Origin of the sequence: Oleisolibacter albus (assembly GCF_003336875.1) — a bacterium.
Taxonomy (GTDB): Bacteria; Pseudomonadota; Alphaproteobacteria; order Azospirillales; family Azospirillaceae; genus Niveispirillum; species Niveispirillum album.
In genome coordinates, this window is record NZ_QGNJ01000018.1 from 1 (window position 1) to 19270 (window position 19270).

General features: G+C 70.7%; 14 protein-coding genes and 1 pseudogene. 6 read left to right on the forward strand and 9 right to left on the reverse strand.

The window, feature by feature from the left end:
• Positions 1–288: pseudogene (locus DK368_RS18760) on the forward strand (acetyl-CoA C-acetyltransferase); the annotation flags it as partial.
• A 188-nt stretch (positions 289–476) separates the two neighbouring features.
• On the opposite strand, the gene DK368_RS22330 reads toward DK368_RS18760, so the two are convergent.
• From DK368_RS22330 to DK368_RS18775, 3 genes are all read right to left on the reverse strand, one after another.
• Complete coding sequence (locus DK368_RS22330; RefSeq protein ID WP_114395518.1) at positions 477–4232, reverse strand: AAA family ATPase; 3756 nt, start codon at positions 4230–4232, stop codon at positions 477–479.
• Positions 4229–5599: an exonuclease SbcCD subunit D C-terminal domain-containing protein gene (locus DK368_RS18770; RefSeq protein WP_114395519.1), complete on the reverse strand. Its 1371-nt coding sequence runs from the start codon at positions 5597–5599 to the stop codon at positions 4229–4231. The genes DK368_RS22330 and DK368_RS18770 overlap by 4 nt, the downstream gene beginning before the upstream one ends.
• A 467-nt stretch (positions 5600–6066) precedes the next feature.
• The gene (locus tag DK368_RS18775) at positions 6067–6285 is read right to left on the reverse strand and encodes a DUF2892 domain-containing protein (RefSeq protein ID WP_114395520.1); all 219 of its coding nucleotides are present in this window, start codon (positions 6283–6285) and stop codon (positions 6067–6069) included.
• A 313-nt stretch (positions 6286–6598) separates the two neighbouring features.
• On the opposite strand from DK368_RS18775, the gene DK368_RS18780 reads away from it, so the two are divergent.
• The 3 genes from DK368_RS18780 to DK368_RS18790 all read left to right on the forward strand — a co-directional run bounded on the left by DK368_RS18780 (position 6599) and on the right by DK368_RS18790 (position 9990).
• Positions 6599–7513, forward strand: coding sequence for a polysaccharide lyase (locus DK368_RS18780; protein ID WP_114395521.1), 915 nt, complete (start codon positions 6599–6601; stop codon positions 7511–7513).
• 169 nt (positions 7514–7682) lie between these two features.
• Positions 7683–8909, forward strand: coding sequence for a GGDEF domain-containing protein (locus tag DK368_RS18785; protein ID WP_114395522.1), 1227 nt, complete (start codon positions 7683–7685; stop codon positions 8907–8909).
• 82 nt (positions 8910–8991) lie between these two features.
• On the forward strand, positions 8992–9990 hold the full coding sequence (locus DK368_RS18790; RefSeq protein WP_114395574.1) for a bile acid:sodium symporter family protein: 999 nt from the start codon (positions 8992–8994) through the stop codon (positions 9988–9990).
• A 48-nt stretch (positions 9991–10038) separates the two neighbouring features.
• Here the strand turns inward: DK368_RS18790 and DK368_RS18795 are convergent, their stop codons facing one another.
• The 3 genes from DK368_RS18795 to DK368_RS18805 form a co-directional block, all read right to left on the reverse strand.
• On the reverse strand, positions 10039–10530 hold the full coding sequence (locus DK368_RS18795; RefSeq protein ID WP_114395523.1) for a hypothetical protein: 492 nt from the start codon (positions 10528–10530) through the stop codon (positions 10039–10041).
• A gap of 372 nt (positions 10531–10902) precedes the next feature.
• Positions 10903–11871: a response regulator gene (locus DK368_RS18800; protein ID WP_114395524.1), complete on the reverse strand. Its 969-nt coding sequence runs from the start codon at positions 11869–11871 to the stop codon at positions 10903–10905.
• Between the two features lie 18 nt (positions 11872–11889).
• Positions 11890–13299, reverse strand: a complete 1410-nt coding sequence (locus tag DK368_RS18805; RefSeq protein ID WP_162306100.1) for a sensor histidine kinase — start codon at positions 13297–13299, stop codon at positions 11890–11892.
• Between DK368_RS18805 and cqsA the strand changes: the two genes are divergently transcribed.
• The gene (gene cqsA, locus DK368_RS18810; RefSeq protein ID WP_114395526.1) at positions 13271–14536 is read left to right on the forward strand and encodes an alpha-hydroxyketone-type quorum-sensing autoinducer synthase; all 1266 of its coding nucleotides are present in this window, start codon (positions 13271–13273) and stop codon (positions 14534–14536) included. The two genes, DK368_RS18805 and cqsA, sit on opposite strands and share 29 nt — an antisense overlap.
• Positions 14537–14810: 274 nt before the next feature.
• Here the strand turns inward: cqsA and DK368_RS21515 are convergent, their stop codons facing one another.
• On the reverse strand, positions 14811–14987 hold the full coding sequence (locus DK368_RS21515) for a hypothetical protein (RefSeq protein WP_155524635.1): 177 nt from the start codon (positions 14985–14987) through the stop codon (positions 14811–14813).
• A 129-nt stretch (positions 14988–15116) separates the two neighbouring features.
• Positions 15117–15956: an aldo/keto reductase gene (locus DK368_RS18815; RefSeq protein WP_114395527.1), complete on the reverse strand. Its 840-nt coding sequence runs from the start codon at positions 15954–15956 to the stop codon at positions 15117–15119.
• A gap of 237 nt (positions 15957–16193) precedes the next feature.
• On the opposite strand from DK368_RS18815, the gene DK368_RS18820 reads away from it, so the two are divergent.
• Positions 16194–17780, forward strand: a complete 1587-nt coding sequence (locus DK368_RS18820) for a sensor histidine kinase (RefSeq protein WP_114395528.1) — start codon at positions 16194–16196, stop codon at positions 17778–17780.
• A gap of 60 nt (positions 17781–17840) precedes the next feature.
• Here the strand turns inward: DK368_RS18820 and DK368_RS18825 are convergent, their stop codons facing one another.
• Complete coding sequence (locus DK368_RS18825; RefSeq protein ID WP_114395529.1) at positions 17841–19130, reverse strand: MFS transporter; 1290 nt, start codon at positions 19128–19130, stop codon at positions 17841–17843.
• Positions 19131–19270 lie beyond the last annotated feature (140 nt).

A 19270-nucleotide genomic window follows, 5' to 3' on the forward strand; every position in this document is an offset into this window, starting at 1 on the left:
CTGGCGCTGAAGAAGGCCGGCTGGGGTGTCGGCGATCTCGACCTGATCGAGGCCAACGAGGCCTTCGCCGCCCAGGCCCTGGCCGTCAACAAGGATCTGGGCTGGGACCCGGCCAGGGTCAATGTCAATGGCGGCGCCATCGCGCTCGGCCACCCCATCGGCGCCTCCGGCGCCCGCGTGCTGACCACCCTGCTGTTCGAAATGCAGAAGCGCGGCGCCAGAAAGGGCCTCACAACCCTCTGCATCGGCGGCGGCATGGGCGTCGCCCTCTGCGTCGAACGCGGCTGATCCCGCCTGCTTCGAGACATCCGGGCGGGGGCATCCCGCCCGGTTCCCGACCCGTCTGACACCGGCTCCAGCCTAGGCCGCGGACCGGGAAACCCACGCCCCGGTCCAGGTCGGACGGTGGCGGAAGGGCCAGTCCGCCGCACGGCTGGCCCTTCCGCCCCTACCCCGTCACCCTCACACGGGCAGGATCACGGCGCCGCCAGGAGATCGGCGGGCGAGCGCAGCCGCAGACAGGAGCGTCCGCCCCCCGTCCGCTGCACCTGCACCTGGACACCCAGCCGTTCGGTCAGGGCATCCACATGGCTGATGACGCCGATCTGGCGGCCCGAAGCCTGCAACGTCTCCAGGCAGCCGATGGCCAGATCCAGGCTGGCCGGATCGAGCGCCCCGAACCCCTCGTCGATGAACAGGGTGCCGATGGAGGCCCCGCCGCCGACCAGACCCGAGAGGCCCAGCGCCAGGGCCAGCGACACCAGGAAACTCTCGCCGCCCGACAGGCTGTGGACGCTGCGCACCTCCAGCGCCATGTCGCGGTCCACCACCTGGATCTCCAGCGCACCGGGATCGTTGCCGACGCGGGTGCGCTCCAGCCGGTAGCGCGGGGCCAGCATGGCCAGATGGTGGTTGGCCTCCTGCAGCAGCACGTCCAGGCTGAGGGCCTGGGCATAGTTCTGGAAGCGGGCGCCGTTGGCACTGCCGATGACCTCCGCCAGCCCGCCCCAGAGCTGCACCCGCTCCTGCTGCGCCAGCAGACGCTGTCCGACACGGGCGGCCTGGGCCCTGGCGTCCTCATGCCGCTGCTGTTGCAGCCGCAGCGTCTGGGTCCGATCCTGGGCCGCGGCCAGGGTCTGGCGATCCTGTTCCAGCGCCGCCAGCACCGCCGCACGGTCCTGGGCCGGCCGGCCGGCAGCCGCGTGGGCCTCCATCTGGCGCTGCCGGTCCTCCAGCACCGAGCCCGCCTCCTCCACCCGGCGGCGCGCCTGGTCCAGCCGCGCGCGCTGCCCGGCGGCCCAGTCCGGCCCCAGCGCCAGCAGCGCCGCCACCTCCGCCCGCGACCGCCCGGCCAGTGCCAGCAGCGGCCTGAAGCTCTCCTCTGCCGCTGCCAGCGCAGCGGCGGCGGCAGTATCGGCCTGGGCCGCGGCGGCGGCATTGCCCTCGGCCTGGGCCAGCGCCTCCCGCGTGCGGGCCAAGGCCGCGTCAGCCGCTTCCCGCCGGCGGCGGGCCGTCTCCACCCGGTCGCGGGCGGTGGCCTCCAGGGCGTCGGGATCGTCGGCGCCGATCAGGTCGTGCCGCTGCCGGCGCAGGGCCTCGATCTCGGCCGCCAGCTGCGCCGCGCGCTCGCCGGCATCGGCATGGTCCGCCGCCAGGGCCGCGATCCGCCGCGTCTGCTCCTCCATCCCGGCCCGGGCCAGTGACAGGCGTCCGGCCAGATCGGACTGGGCCTGCCGCCGGGCGGCATATTGCTCCACCCAGCCGTCGAGCTCGGCCGCCAGGGCCGTGGGGTCGGCAGCCAGCCGGGCCTCCCAGCCGCTGACCGGGGCCAGCCCCCCGGCCAGATCGCGGCCCTGTTCCGCCGCTTCGGCCCGCAGCCGCTCCATCTCCGCCTGCAACCCGTCGACCCGCGCCGCGGCGGCCATGTGCTTCGCCTCCGCCGCCGCCAGTCCGGCCAGGGCCTTGCCATGGGCGGTCCCGGCCTCCGCCAGGGCCGCCACCAGAGCCGCCCGCTGCCGGTCCGCGGCCAGCGCCGCCGCCTCCCGCTCCTGGCCGCGGGCCAGATCGTGGGTAGCCACCGTAACGGCCTGCGCCAGCCGGTCGAGCAGCGCCGCCGTGATGTCGCCCGCATCGGCGGCGCAGTCGCGGGGAAGCCGGGGCCGCAGCGCCGCCCAGCGCGGGCCGGCCTCGGCCCGCAGCTGCTGTGCCCGCGCCCGGTCCGCCGCCAGACGTCGACGGTCCTCGCCCGCGGCACGGTCGGCGGCCTCGATCCCGGCGCGCTCCGTCAGCAGTGCCGCGATGCGGCCGTCCAGATGCTCCTGCTCCCGGCCCAGGGCGTCGCGGCGCGGGTCGCGCGGCGGCTGCGGCTGGCGGTAGGGATGATCCAGACTGCCGCAGACGGGACAGGGCGCGCCCTCGGCCAGGGTGGCGCGCAGATCCGCGGCATCGCGCCCGTCCGCCGCGGCGAACACATCCAGCAGGCGCCGCAGGCCGCGCAGTTCCCCCTGCGCACCGGCCAGGTCCAGCGCCAGGGCCGGCAGGCGTGCGGCCCGGTCCGCCGCCTGCCGGTCGAGGGCGGCCTCGGCGGCGTCCACGGCGGCCAGGGTGTCGGCGGCGCCGGCCAGCGCCTTGGCCGTCTCCTGCGCCTGCCGCAGATCCTCCAGCCGGCCGGCGGCGGCGAGCCGGGCCGCGGTGGCCGTGGCGGCATCGGGGGCCGGCGGCAGCGATGCCAGGGTCCGGTCCGCCTGCTGCCGCGCCAGGTCTGCCTCCAGCGCGGTGCTGCGCCAGTCCAGCACCGGCCGGGCGGCCTCGTCGCGGGCGGCCTGGGCCTGTTCCCGCTCCAGCTCCGTGCGCCGCAGGGCCTGGCGCGTGCGCGCGGCCCGGCCCAGCAGTTCCGACCAGCGGGGCCAGCCATCGGCCAGGGCACGGCGGGGCGCCGCCGCATCGAGCCAGCCCGCCACCGCGGCCAGGGCGGCCTCGTCCCGGCTCAGGACCGTGCGGCGCTGTTCCAGATCGTCCCGCGCCTCGGCCAGCGCGCGGGACAGGCGGTCGAGCCCCTGCCCGGCGCGCTGCTGCTGGTCGGCCAGGGCGGACAGGCGCACATCCAGCGCCCGCGCCGCGGTCAGGGCCGGCAGACGCGCGGCCTGATCCGTCTCGGCCGCGGCCAGGACGGCCGCTGCCGCTCCGGCCTGCGCCGCCGCTTCGCCAGCCGCCTGCCGGGCGGCGGCCACGGCGTCCCGGTCGTGCTGCACCTGGCGCGCCGCCGCGGCGCCGGCCGCCTCCGCCCGGTCCAGCGCCGCCAGCGGCACCGACAGGGGCTGCACCTGGTCAAAGGCCGCCAGCTGCGCCGCCTCGGGGGCCAGGGCCGTCAGCGCCGCCCGGGAATCGGCCAGGATCTGCGTCTGCGCCGCCACCCGCGCCGCCAGGGCCGCCGCCTGATCGTGCCAGGCGAGGTCGCGGCCCAACGCCTGCACCGCCTGCTCCAGCGCCGCCGTCCCGGCCCGGGCCGCCGCCAGGGCCGACGCGATCTCCGCCTCCTGCTCGGGGGTCGGCAGGGTGATCTGGCCCAGCCCCTCCTCGATCTGGCGCAGGCGCTCGCGCTCGGCCGACGCCCGCTGGTAGGCCAGACGGGAGATGCGGGCATAGATGCCGGTGCCGGTCAGCCGGGCCAGGATCTCGGCCCGCTCATTGCCCTTGGCCTTGAGGAAGCCGGCGAAATCGCCCTGGGCCAGCAGCACCGTGCGGCGGAACTGGGCGAAGTTCAGGCCCAGCTTCTCCTCCACCGCCGCCAGCACCGCCGTCGTGCCTTCGGCCAGGACCAGACCGTCCGCCGCCTGCATCAGCGCCATGCGTACCGGCTGCAAGCGGCCGTCGGCCCGGTCGCGCGCCCGGCGCACCGACCAGCGCGCCCGGTAGCGCCCCCCGTCGATGCCGAGGAAATCCACCTCGGCGAAGCCGGCGGCGGCGCCGCGGCGCAGGATGCCGCGGGGATCGGCGATGCTGATCTGGTCGGGGTCGCCGTCGCGGCCGAAGACCGCCGTCCCCGCCGGCAGCCGCGGCATGGCGTTGAACAGCGGCAGGCAGAGCGCATCCAGCAGCGTGCTTTTGCCGGCGCCGGTGGGGCCGGTGATGGCGAAGAGACCGGCCGTGGCCAGCGGCCCGGCGGCCAGATCCAGGGCGAAGGGACCGGCCAGACTGGCCAGATTCTCCCCGCGGACAGCCAGAATCCTCATACCCCCACCCCGCTCAGCAGATCGGCCGGCCGGGCGGCGGCCCCCTGCGTTGCTCCATCCGCCGCCCCGTCGGCCCCGGTACCGGACGAGGGGGCGGCGCCGGCCTCCCCGTCCTCCTCCCCGTGCCGGGCCGCCTCTTCCAGCTGGTGGAAGGCGGCCAGCAGGGCCGGATCGGGGTCGCGGCCGGCATAGCGGTCGGCATAGAGCCGGCGGAACACCTGCTCCGCCCGCAGCTGGGTCAGCGCCGTGGGCACCGCCCCGGCGGCGCCCAGATCCCCGTCGGCGGCGGCCTGTTCGGTCTGCAGCACCACCAGACGGTGGTTGCGCCCCTCCAGCGCCTGGTCGATCCGCTGGCGCAGCAGCGGTTCCGGCCGGTCGATGCGGACCTTGACCGCCAGGAAGGGCTGCTGTTCCGCCGGCCCGTCGAAGGGATCGAGCCGGCGCAGCCGGTCCAGCACGGCGTCCAGCGGCTCCGCGGCGCCGCTGCCGGGCAGCCGCACCACCGCAACCGAGCGCGGCACCGGCAGCACGGTCAGCCGCGGCGGCTGCCCGGCGGCGAGATCGGCCAGCACCACCTGATGGCGGTAGCCGGCCTCGTCCGTGGCCAGCGGCAGCGGCGAGCCGGCATAGCGCACCCCCTCCTGTCCGCCCACGGCCTGGGCCCGGTGCAGATGGCCCAGCGCCACATAGTCGAACCGGCCCAGCAGCACCTCCGCCGGCACATGCTCCTGCCCGCCGACGAAGACCCGCCGCTCGCTGTTGGCCGAGGGCAGGCAGCCGGCGGCGTAGAGATGGCCGGTGGCCAGCACCGGCACGCCGGGACAGTCGGCCGCCAGCCGCGCCCGCGCCAGATCATGGGCCTGGTCATAGACGGCGCGCATGGAAGCCAGCCAGGGGTCCTCCCCCGCCGTGCCGGCACTCAGCAGGTCGGCCGGACGCAGGAAGGGCACGGCGGCGCACAGGCCCAGCATCTCGGCCCCGCGGCGCACCGGCACCAGCATGTGGGCTGCCGACAGGCGTCCGTCCGCGTCGCGGCGCACATGCCCGACCACATGCACATCGAGCGCCCGCAGGATCTCGGCCGGGGCCTGCAGGCGCTGGGCACCGTCATGGTTGCCGGCGACGACGACCACGGTGAGGCCGGGCCGGCGGCGGCCGATGCCGGCCAGGAAGCGGTAGAAGGCCGCCTGCGCCTCCGCCGCCGGATTCTGGTGGTCGAAGATGTCGCCGGCGATGACCAGCGCGTCGGGCCGCGTCTCCTCGACCCGGTCGCCCAGCCAGTCCAGGAAGCGGCCATGCTCATAGGCCCGGGAGAAACCGGCCAGGGAATGGCCGAGATGCCAATCGGCCGTGTGCAGAACCCGCATGCGCTTCCCCTGCCCTTCTCATGCCCGTGCCCCGGGAGCCGCCGAGCATAGAGGCTTCCGCGCCAGGGGCAAGGCCGCGGCCGGAGGCTGGATAACGGGGACCGGTCAGCGCGCGGCAAACGCAACCGCAGGCGACGCCAAGGCGACCAAAGGCGACGTTAAGGTGACCAAAGGTGACGTTAAGGCGACATCCGCGCGGGGGCATGTCGCGACTCAGGCCCTTGATGCAAAAAGGTTTTTATTCCTTACCGCGACAAAGGCGACACAAAGCCGTGTTGGGGATCAGGTTGCGTCACCGTCGCCGATCCAGGCCGGACAGGACACACGATTCCATAGCTATTCTCCGTTTCCGCCGCAGTGCAGACCTTTCGCATTCACCCTGTCCAAGACCCGCCCCCGGTCAGAGAGGCCCTGCCAGCAGAGCACAAAACAGGAATTTTGTCATCAGTCCACGAGACTGCGGCCGATCAATCCCCCAGCGCCGCCCTGACGGCGCAATGGCCGTGATAGCCGGCCAGGGCCAGATAGGCACCGCCGGCCAGGGCCAGCAGATTCAGCAGCGGATTCGGCCGCGGCAGGGCGCCGGCAGCGGCCAGCCCCAACCCGCCGGCCAGATACAGGCCGCGCTGGACGGTGGACAGGTTCTGTTCGCCGGCAAAGATCGGCAGCAGGGCGGCATCGCTCATGGCAAGGCTCCTTGTGGATGGCGCGATGGAAGCGGGATGGCCGGGTCGGCATAGGCCCGGAGGGCGGCGGGGGCCGCACCAGGAACCAACGCCAGGACCGGGCCGACGGTTCCCGGCAGTCCGGGCAGACCACCCCGATCGGGGTGGTCCGCATGGGCCGGCCCTGCCACGGCCGGGCGGGCCCCTACCGCCGCCGGCCAGCTTGGCCGCCAGCGGTGGCGTCACCACACTCTCCAGCGGTTCCGGCCTGTCGGGACCGCCGTTCCAGGCCACCGGTCCCGGCTGTGCCGGGGCCGCTGTTCAGGAGGACCCGGTGCCGACGATCCTGCATGCCCTGCGGCTGTCCCTGGTGCTGGCCGCCCTGCTGCCCGCGCCCGCCAGCCTTGCCGCCACAGCCGCCACGACCGACCCGTCCGCCATGACGGCCGGGGCACCCTGGCCGGACACATGCCTGACGCCGGTCTGGAGCCCGGACGAGGACAAGGTCGCCCGCTGGTTCGCCAGCCCCCGGGTCCGGCCCGGCACCGCGCCGGACGGCAGCCGCGCCGTGGAGATCACGGCCCAGGGGGGCCAGCCCAACCCCATCGCCCAGATCCTGGCCCCGGCCGGCAGCCTCAAGGCCGAGGCCGCCCGCATCAGCGTGGAGATGCTGCTGGAGCCGGACTACGCCTTCAATCCCCAGGGCTCGGCCAAATTTCCCCTGGGACTGTGGGGCGGGGAGAAGGGCTGTCTCAGCGGCGGCTGCGGCGCCGCCCGGCAGACCGGGTTCTCGGTGCGGCTGACCCACCGCCAGGGCGGCGACCGCGCCGCCCCCTCGCTCTATTCCTATCACCTCAACCGGGCCGGGGACCGCGGCGACCAGGCCTATGGCAAGGGCCTGCCGCTGGACGGTCTGTCCGGTGCCCCGGTCCAGGTGCCCACCGGCCGCTGGGTCCGGTTCGTGCTGGATGTCGTCCTGAACCATCCCGACCGGGAGGATGGCTGGATGCGGGCGCTGATGCTGGTGGATGGCCGGCCCGTCGCCGCCCGCCAGACCGGGGGCCTGCGCTTCCGCGACCGGGCCGAGTGGCAGATCCGCGGCCCCATCCTGACCGACATGTGGGGGGGCGACATCAAACGTCCGGCCAACTTCCCGCCGCGGACCGAGCGGGCCTGGTATCGCGGCTTCCGCATCGCCGTCCCGGGACAGCGCTGCCCCGGCACACCGGGTTTCTTACAAAAAGATTAACATACTTGATATAGGTCATCGCCGACACCTGCCCGCCGGTGCGTTTCTTGACCATACTGGGGGGCTACGCCATGACCAAGGTCGTCAAGACCGGTTGTTCCAAACGCCGGAGCGGGGCGGTCAAGGGATCAGGGCGGCTCCCCGCCTCATCGCTGACCGGATCTTGCCGATGACGCCACTGTCCTGCTCTCCGGACGCCGAAAAGGGCCAGAACGCCCTGGTGCGGATCACCGACCACCTGTTCGCACCGGTGAGGATCCGCGGGGAGCAGCTGGCCGAACTGCTGGTGCCGTTCGGCCATCCCGCCCATATCCGCCGGCATTCGGCCGCCGTCATCATTTCCCGGGTGCAGCTGGTGGCGGCCCTGTTCGCCGTGCTGGTGCCGCTGTGGTCGGCCATCGACTGGCTGGTGTTCCCCTGGCCGCAATGGGCGCAGATGAGCCTGATGCGGCTGGGCTCGGGACTGGTGTTCCTGCTGCTGGCCTGGCCATGGCCCTGGCCGGCCTCACGCCTGCATGCCGATCTGATGCTGCTGGTGCTGCTGCTGGTGCCGCCGCTGTTCTTCCTCGGCTCGCTGTCGATCCTGGACGGGCTGCCGCTGACCGGCAGCGCGGCGCTGGTGGCCAAGCTCTATGGACTGCTGCCCAATGTGGTGCTGGCCGGACTGGCCATCTTTCCCCTGACCGCGCTGGAAGTGCTGTTCTTCTCCATTCCGGCCTTCCTGTTCACCATGATCGGCATCGTGCTGAGCGGCGATCTGCCCTCGCTGATGGAGCACGGGCCGATGCTGTGGCTGATGGTGCTGGTGATGGGGTCGGCCATGTTCTCGGGCATGAGCCAGCTGCATTACATGGCGGCCCTGGTCAACCGGGCCATGATCGACCCGCTGACCGGGCTTTATTCCCGGCGCTCCGGCGGCGAGACGCTGGACCTGTTCTTCCGCCTGTCGACCCAGCAGGACATGCCGCTGGCCGTGGCCTTCATCGATATCGACCATTTCAAGTCGATCAATGACGGGTTCGGGCATGATGTGGGGGACCGCACGCTGAAGATGGTCGCCGACAATCTCCGCCTGGGTCTGCGCGGCGGCGATATCCTGATCCGCTGGGGCGGCGAGGAATTCCTGGCCATCCTCAACAACACCGATGTGGAGGGGGCGCGGGCGGTGATCCAGCGCCTGCGCGAGCTGGGCCTTGGCAACCGCCCGGACGGACGCCCCATCACCGTTTCCATCGGCATCGCCGAACGCGGCTGCGACGGGGTGCGGGACTGGCCGGATCTGGTGGAACTGGCCGACAGCCGCATGTACGAGGCCAAGCGCCAGGGGCGGAACCGGGCCGTTCTGCCCGGCATGGACGGCTGCATCCCCTTCCGTCTGCGGGCGGCGCAGTCCTGATCCGCGCCGGCGCTTCGGGCTGGCACCGTGGCGCGGCCTGTGGCTACCCTTGGCCCCCCCTTGTGTCTGTATGTGGCCGGCCATGAAGGATTTCCTGCGTTCCGTCATCGATCCGTTCCTGGTGATGCTGCTGGCGACCGTCGGCCTTGCCGCCCTGCTGCCGGTGCAGGGGCCGGCCGCCGCCTGGGTGGACCGGCTGACCGACATCGCCATCGTCCTGCTGTTCTTCCTGCATGGCGCCAAACTGTCACGTGAGGCCATCTGGGCCGGCATCGGCCATTGGCGCCTGCACCTGATGGTGCTGGCCTTCACCTTCCTGGTCTTCCCGCTGATGGGGTTGGGCGTGACGCTGCTGCCGCCGGCGCTGGTGTCCCCCACCATCGCCGCCGGTCTCCTCTATCTCTGCCTGCTGCCGTCGACGGTGCAGAGTTCGATCGCCTTCACCTCGGTCGCCGGCGGCAATGTCCCCGCCGCCATCTGCAGCGCATCGGCCTCGAACCTGCTGGGCATCGTGCTGACCCCGGTCCTGGTCGGGCTGCTGATGCATCCGGAATCCACCGGCAACAGCGGCATCTCCCTGGATGCCATCGAATCCATCATGCTGCAGCTGCTGGTGCCCTTCGTCGCCGGGCACCTGATGCGGCCCTGGATCGGCCCGTTCCTGCAGCGCAACAAGCAGTGGATGACCTACACCGACCGCAGCTCGATCCTGCTGGTCGTCTATGGCGCCTTCAGCGCCGCCGTGGTCGAGGGGCTGTGGCACAAGGTGGCCCCGTCCGACCTGCTGGTGATCGCCGGGCTGTCGGCGCTGCTGCTGGGCGCCGCCCTGTCCCTGGCCACCCTGGCCGGGCATCTGCTGGGGTTCGAGCGGGCCGACCGCATCGCCCTGCTGTTCTGCGGCTCGAAGAAGAGCCTGGTGTCCGGCGTGCCGATCGCCAGCGTGCTGTTCCCCGCCCCGCAGATCGGCGCCCTGATCCTGCCGCTGATGATCTTCCACCAGTTGCAGCTGATCGTCTGCACCTGGCTGGCGGCCCGATACCGGCAAGCGGGAGAGCGCACGGCCACGGCCGCGGCCGACTGAGGCCGCGCCCGGGTGTCGCGCCCGGGTGTCGCTGCCGGGCGCGAGCCGTCAGCGGCCGGGTGGTTCCGGGCAGCGGGGGATGGTGGCGGGCCGGGCCACCAGGGCCTTGCCGCGCAGGCTGTCATAGGGATAGCCGCCGGGATAGGCGATGCCGCGGCGCAGATCGAAACCGTACAGCTTGCCCAACTCGATCAGGGCCCCGGCATGCTCGACATAGGGATCATGGTTGGCATAGGCGACGAACAGGATCTCGCCCGGCTCCATCCCCCGCGGCAACCGCCCGGACACCAGCCGCTCCCCCTGGGGACCGCGCAGGCTGAAGAACAGGGCGCGGCGGCGACGGACATAAAGCTCTTCCGCATGCATCGTGCGAAAGTCGCGGTGGGTCTGCTCCCGGTACTGGCGGACCAGACGCCCGCTCTCCTGCATGTAATCCAGGCCGGTCGAGTTGGCCATGACCAACCCCTCTTCGCTGGCCTCCTCCTGGCTGTCGAGGAGGTACCAGGTCTTGCCATCATCCAATGACAGGACATCCTGCATCTGAGACTCCGTCGGGGCGGCAGCCGGCGGAATGCCGGACTTGGCCGCGCTCACCCGGCCGTCAGCATGGGAGCAGAGCGTTAACAGGCGTTGAAGGTCCTGCCGTGTCCACAGCCGGACCGGGCCTGCGCCCGGAGGATTGACACAGGCGGCTGGTATGGTCGTATTTCCCATATATTTCAGTCATATAGACTGAAAGTCCGGCTCTTGCGCCTGCCCTGGCCGGACGCGATGGGCGTCCCCACGACCGCAGGGGGAGTGCAGGACTATGCGGAAGATCCTGAACACCGCCGTGGCGCTGCTCGGCACCATGAGACTGCCGTCACGGCTGCCGACGCCGCACCGGGCCTGTTCCGCCCGGCCGGCGGCGCGTCAGTGATGGCGATGGAACCGCCCGGCCGGCACACGCTTCAGCCCCTCCAGCAACAGGGCGGGCGCGGGAATGAAGCTGCAGTTCCAGCCGCTGGTCAGCCGCTCGCAGGGCAGGATCTCCCGCTGGACGAACTCGCCGAGGCGGGATTCGAACAACTCGAAGGGCTGGATGCCGTGGGAGAGCGGCTCATCGGGACGGTCCGGCCAGGAGCCAGCCTCGAACAGCCCTTCGACCTCTTCCAGCGATTGCACCAGCAGCAGCCAGCCATCGCCGTCCCGGTCGAAGCAGAGCAGGCCGGAGGGACGGTGCAGCAGATAATGCTCGATCACCCGGTGCTGCCGGAACAGGCCCCGGGCATAGTCGGCGAAGCAGGGATCACACAGGAAGGATTCGGACGTGAAGAAGGGGATCAGCGGTTCGGTCACCCGCTGGAAATAATCGGCCGGCGCATTGGTGATCACGTCGTGCAGGCGCAGCCGGATATCGGGATCGTGCTTCTGCAGGAACAGGTCGATCAGCCCGTCATTGAAGGCGGCGACCGCGATGCGCTCATCCGCCTTCCCGGTCAGCAGGATACGCTTGGCCTTCGATGGATGCAGCGCGCGGAAGAAGCTGACACCGTCCATCCCCGGCATGTCGTAATCGGCGATCACGGCACAGACGTCGAGCTGCCGCGCCGGATTGCGGGCGACCTGGACGATCTGCGAACAGCGCAAGCGGACGCCCCGGTCCGTCCAGTCCCCCGGCAGATCGGCCAGATCGGTGGCATCCAGCGGCGCGATCAACCTGCCGGCCCGCCGGCTGCCGTCGCGGTCCCGCAGCGCCTCCAGAGCCGTCGCCGGATGCTCGAAGGCCTCACAGCGCACGCCCCGTCCCAGCGAAAAGGCCAGACTTTCGAGAAAATGCGGGTCATCGTCCACGGTGGCGACCGTGGTCGGGTAGCTGTAGGGCGGGAGATGAAAGGTCATGATGCAAAATGCTTGATATCAATCCGGCAGCGCCGGAAAGCGTATCGTAAATTGTGTGAATGTTCCAGATCTCGACGTCACGGTAATTCTGCCCCCCATATCTTCGACAGCCTTCTTGCAGAAGGACAGGCCCAGCCCCACACCCTTGCTGCCCGCCCACATGGTGGTGAAGGGTTGGAACAGGTCGCGCAGCCGGTGCGCCGGAATCCCCAAACCGGTGTCATGGACGATCAGACGGCTTTCCAGCCGCCCCCGCTCCAGCCGGATGCTGATCTCGCCGTGACGGGCCTCGGCAACGGCCCGCAAGGCATTGCGCAGCAGATTATGAATCACCTGGGTCAGCAGGATCGGCGCGGCCCGAACCGCGAAGTCCTGACGGACATCCACGCTCACCTTGGCCCGTTCCAGGCCACGGAACGGGAAACGGTCGAGGGCAGCAGCCACCAGATCGGCCATGCGCAGATCCTCGAAGATTTCAGCCGGCCGCGGGCCGGCCAGATTGGCCAGCATGAGGTTCAGCGCCGTCTCGGCGTAGAGGCTGTGGGATTCGATGCGGCGGAAGGCGGCGGCCAGTGCCTCCCCCTCCGCCCGCATCGCCGCGGTCAGGGCGGGATCGTCCCGCAGCAGGCCGTCCAGCCGCTCCCCCCCGCCACCGGCATCCAGGCGAATGCCGAGCAGCGGCGTGCGCATCTCGTGGGCGATGGTGCCGCCGACGGCGCGGGCGGCACGAATCCGGTCCTCGGCCCGGTTCAGCGCCTCGGCATAGTTGAAGATCCCGCCGGCGGAGAGGGCGAAGAGGTAGATCGGCCAGGCGTCGAGGAAGGCGTCCGGCACCGGCAGCGAACTGGTCAGCAGATAGACACCAAGACCGAAGCCCATGCCGGCAACGACGGACAGGATGAAGTACAGTGCGTCGAGGATCAGCGCCAAGTAGAGGAACGACGCGATCAACGACGTCTGCCAGACCATGTTGGCGCCGTTCATCAGCGACATGAACGTGAAGAACCCCGGCAGGGCCAGGGTGCAGAAGACGAAGCCATAGGTCGGCATCAGCGCCTTGAGACGCGGCGGCAGCCACCGCTCGATGATGAACGGAATGGCGGCGGCGGCGCCCAGCAGACGCAGCGTCAGATTCTCGTAGGGCTGCGGGTAAAACTGTGTCCACACAACCCAATAGGCAGGAAAACCGAACAGGCCAATGATCCCCAGAAGCTGCAACTTGGTCTGGACATAGGCGTATTGCGCGCTGCGCTGGTATGCCGCCCGCCGCCGGAGCAGCCGCGATGAACCCTTCGTTTCAACGCGGCTTTCGTCCGTGTCTTTCAGTCGGTGAAGCATAGACTTCCTAACGCGGCAGTTAGTGAGAGCGCCCGCTCTCCCCGCAAAACGGGAGTCTATCATGGATTGTTTGCATTCTTCAGTGTCCACCAGCCGCCGTCCGCTGCTCCAGGTGCCGGTCGATCCGCCCATCCTGGCCGAGCATATCAGGCGCGCCTATGCCAACCGTGAAAATCTGCATCGGCTGGATCATCTGCTGAACGGCAGCGTCCCAGGGCCGGACAGCATCCAGATGCGGACCAACGACTATCTGGGCCTGGCCGCGCATCCCCGCATCATCGGGGCCGAGATCGAGGCGCTGGAGGAAGGCGGGCACGGCGACAGCCTGTCCCGCATCTTCGCCCACCGGCGGGAGGACCGGCACCGGGCCTTCGAGCGCCGGCTGGCCAACCTGATGGGCGCGGAGGATTCCGTGCTCTGCAACTCCGGCTACTGCGCCAATGTCGGGCTGATCCAGGCCATCGCCGGCCCCGGATCGGTGGTGCATATCGACATGCTGGCCCATGCCTCGCTGTGGGAGGGCATCAAGAGTGCCGGCGCCACCGCCCGCGCCTTCCGGCACAACGACCCGGCCCATCTGGAACGCCAGATCCAGACCTACGGGCCGGGCGTCATCGCCATCGACGCCCTGTACAGCACCTCCGGCCACAAGGCGCCGCTGGCCGCGTTCGTGGAGGTGGCCGAGCGGCACGGCTGCGTGCTGGTGGTGGATGAAACCCACTCCTTCGGCGCCCATGGCACCGACGGAGCCGGGCTGGTGGACGCGGCGGGCCTGACCGGGCGCGTGCATTTCCGCACGCTCGGCCTGTCCAAGGCCGTGTCCAGCCGTGGCGGCGCCATCGTCTGCTCGGCCCGCAACGCCGATTTCTACCGGTACGAGGCCATGCCGATGATCTTCAGCACCACGGTGCTGGCCCACGAGGTGGCGGGATTCGAGGCGGCGCTGGATATCATCCGCGACGAGCCCTGGCGGCGGCAGCGGCTGCATGCCAACCACACCCGGCTGCGCGACGGGCTGGACGCCATCGGCTACAATGTGGACATCAGCGACAGCCAGATCATCGGCCTGGAGGCCGGCAGCGACGACGCCATCATCGCCTTCCGCGACGCGGTGGAGCGGCATGGCATCTTCGGGTCGGTCTTCTGTGCCCCGGCCACGCCGAAGAACCGCGCCATCCTGCGGTTCACCGTCCATTGCAACCTGAGCGAGGCCGACATCGCCACGGTGCTGGCGGCGCTGGACTCCGTCTGGTTCGAGGTCGGGGCCGGAGACTGGACCTCCTCACGCCGCCGCCGCGGCCGCACGACCCTGTCCCTGGCCGCCTGAGGCCGGGCAACGGAGGAGGAGCGGCCGGCTCCTCCTCCCGACACAGCGGGGACCAAGACCCGCAGCCGGGGCCCACCGCGCGACAGGTGGGTCAACGGGACCAGCCGCCGGGACGATGATGCCAATGATCGTCCCGTCCGGCCTCGCGCCAAGCCTCGCGCCAGGCCTCGCGCAGGTCGCGCCTGGCCTCCCGCACATCCCGCCATTCCTCGCGGATGCGGCGCTCGGCGCGGGCGGCGCCGTGATAATCGCCAGACCAGAGGGCACGGTCGCGCTAGGCATAGGCGCGACCGAGCTCCGCCCGCTGACGTTGCAGGTCGTGATACTCACGGGCGATGCGGCGTTGATCGTGCCGGTCATCGTCGCGGTCACGGGCGGATGCCGGCACGGCGGCCGCCAGGGCCACCGCGGCAACGGCAATAGTCGACAGAAGTCCGGTCCAGCGGCGCATGGGATCCTCCACCCTGGAAACGGGCCGGCGACGAAACCGGAACCGGCCCAGGAGCAAACCCTGCCCCCGCAATCCGGCAGCCTGTCGCCGCGATCGAGGCACCGTGATGACCGGTTTGCGGACGCCCGTCTAAATCATCGGGAGATAGCGGGGCCTGGGGCCGCGCGGGAAGGCGGCATCGATGCGGGCCAGCTCGTCCGCGGACAGCACCAGCGATCCGGCCGCGGCATTGTCGGCGGCATGCCCGGCCCGGCCGGTCTTGGGAATGGCGAAGACCGCGGGTGTCCGGGTCAGGGCCGCCAGGGCCACCTGGCGCGGGCTGACGCCGTGGGCGGCGGCGATCCCGGCCAGCACCCGGCCGCCAGCACTGCCGGCATCGGGGAAATCGCCGCTGCCGAAGGGGCTGTAGGCGACGACGGCCACGCCGTGGCGCTGGCACCACGGGATGACGGCATGCTCGATTGCCCGCTCCTGCAGATGATACAGCACCTGGTTGCAGGCGATGCGGCCCGGCCCGGCGAGGGACAGCGCCTCGGCCAGGTCGCCCTCGTCGAAGTTGCTGACGCCCCAGGACAGGATCTTGCCCTGTGTCCGCAGATCCTCCAAGGCGGCGATGGTCTCCGCCAGCGGATAGGCGCCGCGCCAGTGCAGCAGGTAACAATCCAGCCGGTCGGTGCGCAGCCGGGCCAGGGAGCGCTCGCAGGCGGCCATGGTGCCGCGGCGCGAGGCATTGGTGGGCAGGACCTTGGACACCAGGAACACCTCGTCCCGGCGGCCGGCGATGGCCTCGGCCACCAGCGGCTCGGCCTCGCCATACATCTCGGCCGTGTCGATGTGGGTCATGCCGCAGTCCAGGCCCTTGCGCAGGGCGGCGACCGCCGCCGCCCGGTCATCCTCATCCAGATGCCAGGTGCCCTGGCCGATGACGGGAACGGCACGGCCGGTCGGACCGAAGGGAGCATGGCGCATGGGACAATTCTCCAGGATTCGGGAAGGGTGAGGCCAAGATATGCCCGGCCAGGGCCGCCGAGGCCACGCCGCACTTCGTCCCGTGGCCACACCGGCCGATCCGGGTCATGAAGCCGGACACGGCCGGAACTCTGGGGCCAACAGACGCCACAGGACAAGGCGTGCCCATGCCCCTATAGTCATGGGACGGCAGCGACGCTCCGCCGGCCCGGTGAGCTTGGTAAGGGAAAATGCGCAGTGACCAGTGCGCTCCGCAAGGACGGCCAGGATGACAGCCGGGCGCAACGCTCGGCCCGCCTCCTTGCATCGCAGAAACAGGCCCTGGAACAGGCCGTCAGCGGGGTTCCCCTGGCCGACGTGCTGACGCTTCTTGCCGAGGCCGCGGCCACACATCTGGGCGGACGCGCGGCCATCCTGCTGTCCGATGCGCCGGGAAAGAAGCTGTGGCTGCGGGCTGCCGCCGGGCTGCCGCCCACCTATACCGAGGCCATTGACGGGTTCCCCATCGGCCTGCACGTCCCCTCCTGCGGGACCGCCGCCCATACCGGGATGCAGGTCATCATTCCCGATGTCCATGCCGACCCGCTGTGCGCGCCCTATCTGGACCTTCTGGCCGCCCATGGCATCCGGGCCTGCTGGGCGACGCCGCTGCGCGGCAGCGGTGACCGCACCCTGGGCGTGCTGACGACCTACTTCGATGCGCCGCGGACCGCGGACCCGGACGAGCGCGATGCGCTCGACCTGCTGGCGCACACGGCGGCTCTGCTGGTCGCCCGTTACAAGGCGGAGGAAGAACGCGAGGAACGCGAACATCTTCTGACCACCGTCATCGACAGCCTGCCGGTGGGCGTGGCGGTCATCGGGAAGGATGGCCGGCTGATCCGGACCAACACCGCCATGCACCGCTACATCAGCGACAACATCCCCTCCACCGATCCGCGCGTGGCACCGCGCTGGCAGGCCATGGACGCCGATGGGTCCAGGCTGGAGGCCACGGACTTCCCCGGCGCCCGCGCCTTGCGGGGGGAGCATGTGGTCCCCGGCATCGATTTCCGCTTCCAGCGCAGCGCCGATGAGGAGGTCTGGACCCGGGTCATGGCCGTGCCGCTGCACAGCCGCAATGGCCAGATCACCGGGGCCATCAGCGCCATCATCGATATCGACGCGGAGAAGCGCGCCGAACAGGATCTGCGCACCGCCCTGGAACAGGCGCGCCGCAACGCCCTGGTCGCCCATGAGATGGGGCACCGGGTCATGAACAGCTTCCAGCTGCTGCAAGGGCTGCTGACCCTGCAGGCCCGCACCATCGCGGACAGCCAGGCGAGAGCCGTGGTCGAGACGACCGTGGATCGCATCCAGTCCATGGCCCTGGTCCATCGCCGCCTGTTCGAGGCCACGCGAAACGATCTCGGACCGGTGGATCTGGGGCTCTATCTGCGCGTGCTTACCGAGGATCTGCTGGCGGCCGTGGCGCCGGACGGGACCTGCCGGGCGTCGGTTGTCGCTGCCGAGGGCCTGCGGCTGGAAGCGGGCCGTGCCTCCGCCATCGGTCTGCTGACCACGGAACTGCTGCTGAACGCCCTGAAACACGCCTTCCCGGATGGGCGGACGGGCCAGCTGTCGGTCCGGCTGGAGGCGGTTCCCGCCGGACTCCGGCTGACCGTGGCCGATGACGGCATCGGACTGCCGGACGCCCGGGGCTCCGGCGTCCGCACCGGGATGGGCATGACCCTGGTGCGCGGCCTGACGGCCCAGGTGCAGGGCACGCTGGAGACCGAGGATGCCGTGCCGGGAACCCGCTTCATCCTGACCTTCCCCGCCTGAACGCCGGCGCAGGCCCGCCGGCGCCGCGGGGAAGACGGGATCGGGCACAGCGGGCCACGGCTATTTCCGCGCCAGATCAACCGGGGCATAGCGGGGCGTCAGCAGATGCACCGCCAGCAGGGCGATGAGATAGGCCGATGCGGCGACGACGAAGATCGGCGTGTAGGTCCCGATCCGGTCCAGCACCCAGCCGGCATATTTGGCCATGACCATGCCGCCGATGGCCCCGACCATGCCGCCGATGCCGGCGACCGACCCGACCGCGGCACGCGGGAACACGTCGGACGGCAGGGTGTAGAGATTGGCGGAAAAGCCCTGATGCGCCGCCGTGGCCAGACCGATGATGGCCACCGCCACCCAGAGCTGGTCGGCGAAGGCCGCGAACCCCACCGGAACGGCACAGAGGGCGCAGACGAACATGGCCGATTTGCGCGCCCTGTTCAGGCCCATGCCCCGCTTCATCAAGCGGGAGGACAGCCAGCCCCCGGCGATGCTGCCCACATCGGACAGCAGATAGATGATGACCAGCGGAATGCCGAAGGTCTTGAGATCGAGACCATGCCGCTTGCCCAGGAAATCCGGCAGCCAGAACAGGAACATCCACCAGATCGGATCGATCATGAACTTGCCGATGGCATAGGCCCAGGTCTCTCGCCTGCGCAGCAGCACCCACCAGCTGATGTGCTGGACCGGATCGGGGGGATCGCTCTCGATGTAGCGCAGCTCCCCGGCCCCGACGCGGGGATGCTCCTGTGGCGTGCGGTAGACCAGCAGCCACACGGGCAGCCAGACGAGGCTGGCAAGACCGGTGATGATGAACGCCATCTCCCAGCCATAGGCCAGGGTGATGGCGGGAACGATCAGCGGGGTGGCGATGGCGCCGATATTGGTGCCGGCATTGAACAGGCCCGTGGCATAGGCACGCTCCTTCTTGGGGAACCACTCGGCCACGGCCTTCAGCCCGCCGGGGAATCCCCCGCCCTCCCCGATGCCGAGGATCATGCGGGCGGCGATGAAACCGGTCAGCGACCGCGCCCCCGCATGCAGGAAATGGCCCACGGTCCAGATGGTGAAGGCCAGGGCGTAGCCCCACTTGGCACCGATCCGGTCCACGACCCGGCCGAAGGCCACATAGGCCAGCGCATAGGAGGCCTGGAACCAGAAGATGATGTTGGCATAGTCGGTTTCCGTCCAGCCGAACTCCCGCGACAGGGTGGGCTTCAACACCCCGATCATCTGCCGATCGACATAGTTGATGCCCATCGCCACGAACAGAAGCGCGACGATGATCCAACGAAACCGCCCGATGCGGGCGGTGTCCGGGCGTGATTGCTCTGCGGCCGCCGTCATGTCCTCCCCATGTCTTTCGCGTTGGTTGGTCCAACGTGCTGTGCCGGCGCGCCAGCGCGGCCCCGGCCTTGGCCGGCGCCTCGACCCCGTCCATGCGGCAGGGAATGACACCGGTGGACAGACGCTATAGGTAACCGGTG